General features: G+C 65.6%; 6 protein-coding genes. All 6 read left to right on the forward strand.

Annotated elements, in window-relative coordinates; all coding sequences use genetic code 11:
* Nucleotides 1-36: 36 nt before the first annotated feature.
* The 6 genes from G455_RS27140 to G455_RS24785 all read left to right on the forward strand — a co-directional run bounded on the left by G455_RS27140 (nt 37) and on the right by G455_RS24785 (nt 7,031).
* Nucleotides 37-798: an HAD family hydrolase gene (locus G455_RS27140; RefSeq protein ID WP_051312648.1), complete on the forward strand. Its 762-nt coding sequence runs from the start codon at nt 37-39 to the stop codon at nt 796-798.
* Complete coding sequence (locus tag G455_RS0119760) at nt 792-1,721, forward strand: ABC transporter permease (RefSeq protein WP_028095271.1); 930 nt, start codon at nt 792-794, stop codon at nt 1,719-1,721. The genes G455_RS27140 and G455_RS0119760 overlap by 7 nt, the downstream gene beginning before the upstream one ends.
* 8 nt (nt 1,722-1,729) lie before the next feature.
* Nucleotides 1,730-2,623: an ABC transporter permease gene (locus G455_RS0119765; RefSeq protein ID WP_028095272.1), complete on the forward strand. Its 894-nt coding sequence runs from the start codon at nt 1,730-1,732 to the stop codon at nt 2,621-2,623.
* A 70-nt stretch (nt 2,624-2,693) separates the two neighbouring features.
* Nucleotides 2,694-4,247, forward strand: coding sequence for an ABC transporter substrate-binding protein (locus G455_RS0119770; RefSeq protein WP_028095273.1), 1,554 nt, complete (start codon nt 2,694-2,696; stop codon nt 4,245-4,247).
* A 66-nt stretch (nt 4,248-4,313) separates the two neighbouring features.
* Nucleotides 4,314-5,186, forward strand: coding sequence for a metallophosphoesterase family protein (locus tag G455_RS24780; RefSeq protein ID WP_035367070.1), 873 nt, complete (start codon nt 4,314-4,316; stop codon nt 5,184-5,186).
* Nucleotides 5,187-5,189: 3 nt separating this feature from the next.
* Nucleotides 5,190-7,031 carry an ABC transporter ATP-binding protein gene (locus G455_RS24785; RefSeq protein WP_084437145.1) on the forward strand — a complete coding sequence of 614 codons (1,842 nt, stop codon included), beginning with the start codon at nt 5,190-5,192 and terminating at the stop codon, nt 7,029-7,031.
* The last annotated feature ends 545 nt before the right edge of the window (nt 7,032-7,576 follow it).

Here is a 7,576-nt window from a genome sequence, read left to right on the forward strand (position 1 = left end):
GAGGCGACCGTGTGCCCCCGCAGGAAGAAGATTTGCATGCGACAGAGCGTCAGCCTGAGTGAATTTCTGAACGGTCCCGGACCAGATAGGGCCGCCGTTCTGGCGGATCTGGACGGCTGTCTGATCTCTGGCCGCACCGTTCTGCCAGATGTGCCGGCGCTGTTCGACCGCTGCGGTGATCGGCTTTGGATCGTGTCGAACAATTCCACCGATACTGCTGAAACCCTGTCGCTGCGGCTGCGGATGATGGGGCTGGCGATGCCGTCGGCGCGCATCCTTCTGGCCGGTGAGATGACGCTGCGCCGGTTGCAGCCGGCGGCGCGGGTGGCGTTGTTCGCGGCGGCCCCCCTGCAGCGACTGGCCTGCGCGCTGGGGCTGCGGCCGGATCACGAGGCGCCCGATCTGGTGGTGCTGGCGCGCGATACCGGGCTGCACTTTGACGATCTGGCGCGGATCATCGCCCTTGCCCATCGCGGGGTGCCGGTGCGGCTGACCAATCCCGATACCTTCCACCCTGGCGCCGATGGCACGCCGCAGCCGGAAACCGGGGCGATCTGGGCCGCCATTGCCGCCGCCCTGCCGTATCTGGCCGCCCCCAGCCTGGGCAAGCCCGCCCCCGACCTGCTGGAGGAGGCGCTGGCTCGCGCCGGCGTCGCGGCGCATCAGGCGATCTTCATCGGCGACACGCCGGAGACCGACGGCGCCGCAGCCCGCGCGGCGGGGGTGGAATTCATCCTGCTCACCCGTCCCGACCGGGACACATCCGTCCCGCGGAAGAGAGAGGCAAGTCTATGCTGAGCTATACCCTGCGCACGCTGACCCGGATGGCGCTGACCTTCTTCGTCATCATCACCATCGTCTTCTTCGCAACCCGGCTGTCGGGCAATGCCGTCGATTTCGTGGTGGGCGAGGGGATCACCAGCGAGGATCGCGCGCTGCTGATCAAATATTATGAACTCGATCAGCCGCTGTTCACCCAATATCTCGCCTTCCTGAAATCCTTCACCGACGGGCAATTCGGCCTGTCGTTCATCGAACGCCGGCCGGTCAGCCAGATCGTGGTCGAACGGCTCTGGCCCTCGGCGCAACTTTTGCTCTCGGCGATGGGGCTGACGCTTCTGGTGTCGCTGCCGCTCGGCATCGCCGCCGCGCTCTGGCGCAAGAGCTGGATCGGTAGCGCGGTGATGGTGGTGGCCTTCCTGGGCTATGCGGTGCCGAATTTCGTGATGGCCATCGTCATGGTGCTGGTCTTCTCCTACTGGCTGAACTGGTTGCCGGTGGTGGGCAATGGCACGCCCTGGCATTTCATCATGCCGACCATCGCCATGGCTGGCGTGCTGATCGCGGCGCTGACGCGGTTCACCCGCAACGCCATGCTCGATGTGCTGGGACAGGATTTCATGCGCACCGCCCGCGCCAAGGGGCTGCCGGAATCCCGGGTGATCCTGAAGCACGGGCTGCGCAACGCCGGCATCACCATCCTGTCGGTGATCGGGTTGCAGGTCGCCGGCCTCGCCGCCGCCGGGTCGGTGGTGATCGAGTCGATCTTCGCCTGGCCGGGGATCGGCGATCTGCTGGTCAGCTCGGCGCTGCGCCGTGACTACCCGGTGCTGCAGTTCGGTGTCGTCACCGTCGCGCTTGCCGTCATCGTCATTAATGCAGCCGTGGACCTGGCCTATGCCTGGGCCGACCCGCGGCTGCGCCACAGCGTCACCGCCTGAGGTTCGCCATGACCGATCTTCCCGTTTCCCGCGCCCTCCCGTCGCCCGTCGCCGCTGTCCTAAGCCTGTGGCGCAGTGCCGATCCGATCCAGAAGGTGGCCATCCTTGTCGGCCTGACGCTGGTGATCCTGGCGCTTTTCGCGCCGCTCATCGCGCCCTTCGATCCGGATGCGCAAAGCCTGATCTCGCGGCTGCGTCCGCCTTTGGGGTTTGCGCGGGCCAAGGCGGGCTATCTGCTCGGCACTGACGAGCTTGGCCGTGATGTGCTGTCACGCAGCCTTTACGGTCTGCGGCTGACCCTGATGCTGGCAAGTCTGGGCGCCACGCTGGGGCTGATCTTGGGCGGTGCGCTGGGGCTGATCGCCGGGATCGGCGGCGGCCGCACCGAAGCCGCGATCATGGCCGCCGTCGATACCCAGATCGCGCTGCCCTTCACGCTGATCGCGCTCTTCCTGCTGGCGATCCTCGGCTCTTCGATCCAGGTGATCGTGCTGGTTCTGGGTCTTTATGGCTGGGAGCAATACGCCCGCATCGTCCGCGGCGAGGTCAAGCGGATGATGACCATGCCCTTTATCGAGGCCGCCCGCGCCGCCGGTGCCGGCCCCCTGCGGATCGCCCGGCACCACCTCCTACCCAATATCGTCTCGCCCATCGTGGTGCAGTTCACCCTGTCGCTGTCGAATATCGTGCTTCTGGAAAGCACGCTGTCCTTTCTGGGGCTGGGGGTGCAGCCGCCGACCGCGACGCTGGGTTCGATGGTGGGGGTCGGCCGTGACTTCATGCCGACCGCGCCCTGGATCGTGATCGCCCCCGCCGCGATGATCCTGCTGATCACCTTCGCCGTCCAGATCCTCGGCGACTGGCTGCGCGACGGCGCCGATGTGCGGCTGCGCGCGCGATGACCCGCTGATTTTCACCCTCAGAAGGCCGCCAACGGCCCGTTCCCCTTCCTTCAGCACCACGGAGACACCCATGCTGAGACTGCTGCTTTCCACCGCCCTGGCCGCCGGCTTTGCCACCGGTCTGGCCGCGCAAGAGCTGACCGTCGGCGCCGCCAATGTGTCGAGCTATCTCGACCCCGGTCGCGACCATTCCAACGTCGGATCGCAATTCTACTACAACACCTTCGACACGCTGATCGACAAGACCCACGACACGCTCGGTGCCGAATGGCAGCCGGCGCTGGCCACCGAATGGCATCTGGTCGAACCCAAGGTGATGGAACTGAAGCTGCGCGAAGGCGTTCTGTTCCAGAATGGCGAACCGATGACCGCCGACGATGTCGTCTTTTCGTTGAACCGGATGTATCAGGCGACCTTCCCGCCCTATGTGGTGCGCTCGCGCGATCGGCTGGACAACTTCGAGAAGGCCGAGAAGGTCGATGACCTGACCGTGCGGATCACCGTCAAGCGCGAGGAGCCGCTGTGGGAGACGCTGCTGAACCTGCAGCAGGTCATGATCATTCCCGAAGAGTACACCAAGGGCCTGACCGGCGACCCCAAGGTCGCCGAGGATGACGATTTCGAGGCCTTCTCTCTCGCCCCTGTCGGCACTGGCCCCTATCGCGTTGCCGAATTCGTGCCGGGCGAACGGTTGGTCTGGGAACGGTTCGACGGCTTCTGGGGCGACAAGGCGCCGCTTGCCAAGGTGACGGTCCAGCAGATCCCCGAAACCGCATCGCGGGTGACGGCGCTCAAGACCGGCGAGGCCGATATCATCACCAATATCGCCCCCGACCAGCTTGGCCTAATCGAAAGCGACCCCAAGCTGACCGCGGTCGGCAGCGCCACGCCGTTGTTTCACGTGATGATCATGAACGTGAACCACCCCAAGCTGCGCGACCCGCGCATCCGCCAGGCGATGAGCCTCGCCATCGACCGCGACACGCTGAACGAGGCGCTGTGGTTCGGCAAAGCGGTGGTGCCGGATTCGCATACCTACAAGGAGTTCGGCGAGCTCTACATGCCGGAGCTGAAGACCTTCGAATACAACCCCGAGAAGGCCAGGGCGCTTCTGAAGGAAGCCGGCTATGACGGTTTCGAAATCACCTATGACACCCACCCGACCTATTACACCAACGGGATGCTGGCGGCGCAGGCGATCACCGAGATGTGGAAAGAGGTCGGCATCAACGGCCGGGTCAACATCGTCGAGAAATGGTCCGGCGGCTCGCCCGAGATGATGGCGCGCAACTGGTCGAACCCGATGTATTTCGCCGATCCCTTTGGCTCCTTCGGGGTGATGTGGGCGCCGCATGGCCCGTCCGAGGGCGAGGGCCGGTTCAACACCGACGAGGCCTATGCCAAGGTTTGGGAACGCTTCCGCTATTCCAAGGACGCCGAGGCCCGCAAGGCCGCCTATGCCGAGCTGCAGGAGCGTATCAAGCAGGATCCGCCCTTCCTGGTGCTCTATCGCCCCTATGAAAGCTGGGCGATGAACAAATCCGTCACCTGGGCGCCGAAGCCGGGGCATATCCCCTATGTGCTCGACTTCCGCGCCGGCTCGATCTCGCTCGCCTCGAACTGATCTGACCGGGGTCCGTCGCCGGGATGCGGTGGACCCCTCCCTTCCTTATACGAAAGACCTTCCGACATGACCCTCCGTCTTGCCATCGTTGCCGATATCCATCACGGCGCGCCTTCCTCGACCAAACGCGGCGATGCCGCCTTGGGGCTGATGGAGGAGTTCTCCCGCTATGTCCGCGACGCCGATGTCGCCCATGTGCTGGATCTCGGCGACCGGATTTCCGACGTCGATCACGACACCGACCTGCGGCTCGAGGCCGAGGTGGCGGATGCCTTCCGTGCGGTCGAGAAACCGATCTGGCACCTGAACGGCAATCACGACCGCGATCACCTGAGCGTCGCGCAGAATGAGGAAATCCTCGGTCAATCGCTGGGGCACGAGACCCATGATGTCGAAGGCTGGCGCATCGTGCTCTGGCGCGCCGACAGCCGGATATACCGCAGTCCCGATCATTCGGGTTTCATCCTGCGCGAGGCCGATCTGCTGTGGCTATCGCGCACTGTTCTGGCCGCCGATCGGCCGCTGCTGATCGTCAGCCATGTGCCGCTGTCGGGCCATTCGCAGATCGGAAATTACTATTTTCAGAACAACCCGGGGCTGTCGACCTATCCGATGGTCGACCGTGCCCGTGCCGCTCTGGCCCAGGCACGGGTGCCGGTGGTCTGCCTCTCCGGCCATGTGCATTGGAACACCGTCACCACGGTGGATGGCATCCCGCATCTGACCCAGCAATCTTTGACCGAAAGCTTCACCACCGAAGGCGCGCCCGCCGGTGCCATGGGGGTGATCGAGCTGGGCGAGACGGTGCGCTGGACGGTTGACGGGCTCGACCCCTTCCAAGCGGAACTGACCCCGGGCCTGCGCCGCTGGACCCCGCCCTTGCCCGAATTCCGCACCCATCCCGAATTGCGTGCCCGCCACGCCGCCCCGGAGAGCTGAGCCATGACCTGTTCCCCCCTTCTGTCCGTCGAGGGGCTGAGCCTGGCCTTCGGCAGCTTCAGCGCAGTGCGCGATCTCTCCTTCGACATCGCAAGGGGGGAGACGGTGGCACTGGTGGGCGAATCCGGTTCCGGCAAATCCGCCACCGCGCTGGCGATTCTGAGACTGATCGAACGCGAGGGCGGCCGGATCGCCGGCGGGTCGGTGCGGCTGCATGGCAGGCCGAGCCTCGATCTGGCGGCGCTCAGCGACCGGCAGATGCAGGCGGTGCGCGGCAACCGGGTGTCGATGATCTTTCAGGAACCGATGACCGCGCTGAACCCGGTGATGCCGCTGGGCGAACAGGTGGCCGAGGTGCTGCGCCAACATCAGGGGCTGAGCCGGGAGCAGGCCCGCATCGCCGCCTGCGCCGCCTTCGACCGGGTGAAGATCCCCGATGCCGAACGGCGGCTGGATCAGTTCCCGCATGAGCTTTCGGGCGGGCTGCGCCAGCGGGTGATGATCGCCATGGCGCTGGCCTGCCGCCCCGACGTGCTGATCGCCGACGAGCCGACCACCGCGCTCGACGTCACCACCCAGGCCGAAATTCTGGCGCTGATCCGCGATCTGCAGCAGGAGATCGGCATGGCCGTTCTCTTCATCACCCATGACATGGGGGTGGTGGCGCAGGTCGCCGATCGGGTCGTGGTGCTCTGCCGCGGCGACAAGGTCGAGGAAGGCCCGGTGACGGATGTCTTCCTGCGTCCCCTGGCGCCCTATACCCAGGGTTTGATGGCGGCGACGCCCAAGCTCGGCTCCGGCGCGCCGAAGCCGCCGATGATGGCGGGCGAGCCGGTGCTTGAGGTCGAAGACCTTTCGGTTCGCTTCCCGATCAAGCGCGGGCTGGGGCGGCAGGGGCATTGGGATTACCACGCGGTCAACGGCGTCTCCCTCACCCTCGGGCGGGGGGAGACATTGGGGCTGGTGGGCGAATCCGGTTGCGGCAAGTCCACGCTGGCCCGCGCGATACTGCGATTGGTGGAACCCGCCGGTGGTCGAGTCCTTCTGCAGGGGCGGGAGATCACCCGGTTGGAGGCCTCCGAGCTGCGGCCGATGCGGGCCGCGGCGCAGATGGTGTTCCAGGACCCTTTCGCCAGCCTCAACCCGCGGCTGCCGGTGCGCGACCTGATCACCGAACCCGCGGACATACAGGCGCCCCTGCGCAAGGCAGACCGCCAGGCGCTGGCCGAGGAGCTGTTGCAAAAGGTCGGGCTGGAACCGCAGGCGGCGCAGCGCTTCCCGCATCAATTCTCCGGCGGTCAGCGGCAAAGGCTCTGCATCGCCCGGGCGCTGTCGGTGCGGCCGGCGCTGATCGTGGCGGATGAAGCGGTCTCGGCGCTCGATGTTTCGGTGGCACGGCAGGTGACCGACCTGATGGCCCGGCTGCAGGCTGAGGAGGGGGTGTCCTTCCTGTTCATCTCGCATGACATCGCGGTGGTGGAGCGGGTCAGTCACCGGCTGGCAGTGATGTGGGCCGGCCAGATCGTCGAGACCGGCCCGACCGAGGCGGTGCTGCACAACCCGCGCCACCCCTATACGCGGCGGCTGCTGGCGGCGGTCCCGGCGCCGGACCCGTCGCGGTGGGGTGGACTTCGGGGGGAGCGGGGCAGTCTCGCGCGGCCGAAGCTTCTGCTGCCTGCGGGGAGGGCCCCGGAGCGTGTCGAGATGACCGAGGTCGGGCCAGGGCATTTCATGGCCCGCAGCGACACTGCGCAGGAGTTGCGGGATCAGGCGCTGTTTCCGCAGGTCCGGAAAGAAGACGACTCGCCGATCGAACAGCGCCTGCTGCGGGTGGACGATCTCTGAGAAAATCCCGAGGGAGCCCTGCCGTGAACAGGTTGACGCAGGGAGGCTTGGCCATGGCGGGGGTGAATCGGAGGCGAAAATGGCGAGTCAGCCGGATTGATGGCCGGACCAGGGACATGGTCGAGGTTGAACGGTCTGGCGATGGCAGGGGGGGAGGGAACGGAACGCCTTAAAAATAGGGGGTTTGGGAGTAGAGCACATAAAAAATCGCAAAAACTTCAAAAAAGGGGTTGCGGGGTTTGTGTGTTATCCGTAAAAGCCCCTTCACCGGCGGCGCTGAGGCGCTACGGGGCGCCACGGAGGCGGACGGAACGGAAGGCGGCGGAGCTGCTGGAGGGACCCGAAGTCGAGGTGGTGGACGGAAATTCAGAGGAATGATCGGGCGGGCGCGCCGAAAGATAGGGCGCACTGGTCTGGTTTTTGTCTCTACGCTCTTTGAAAACTGGATATCTGAAGAGATATGTGGGCGGTTTGGTCCAATCGATGGATCGGTCTCGCATATCGCGCTGGTAGGGTTTCGGCCCGATGACCAGTGTCAGCTTCAC

This window comes from Pseudodonghicola xiamenensis DSM 18339, assembly GCF_000429365.1.
GTDB classification, from domain to species: domain Bacteria; phylum Pseudomonadota; class Alphaproteobacteria; order Rhodobacterales; family Rhodobacteraceae; genus Pseudodonghicola; species Pseudodonghicola xiamenensis.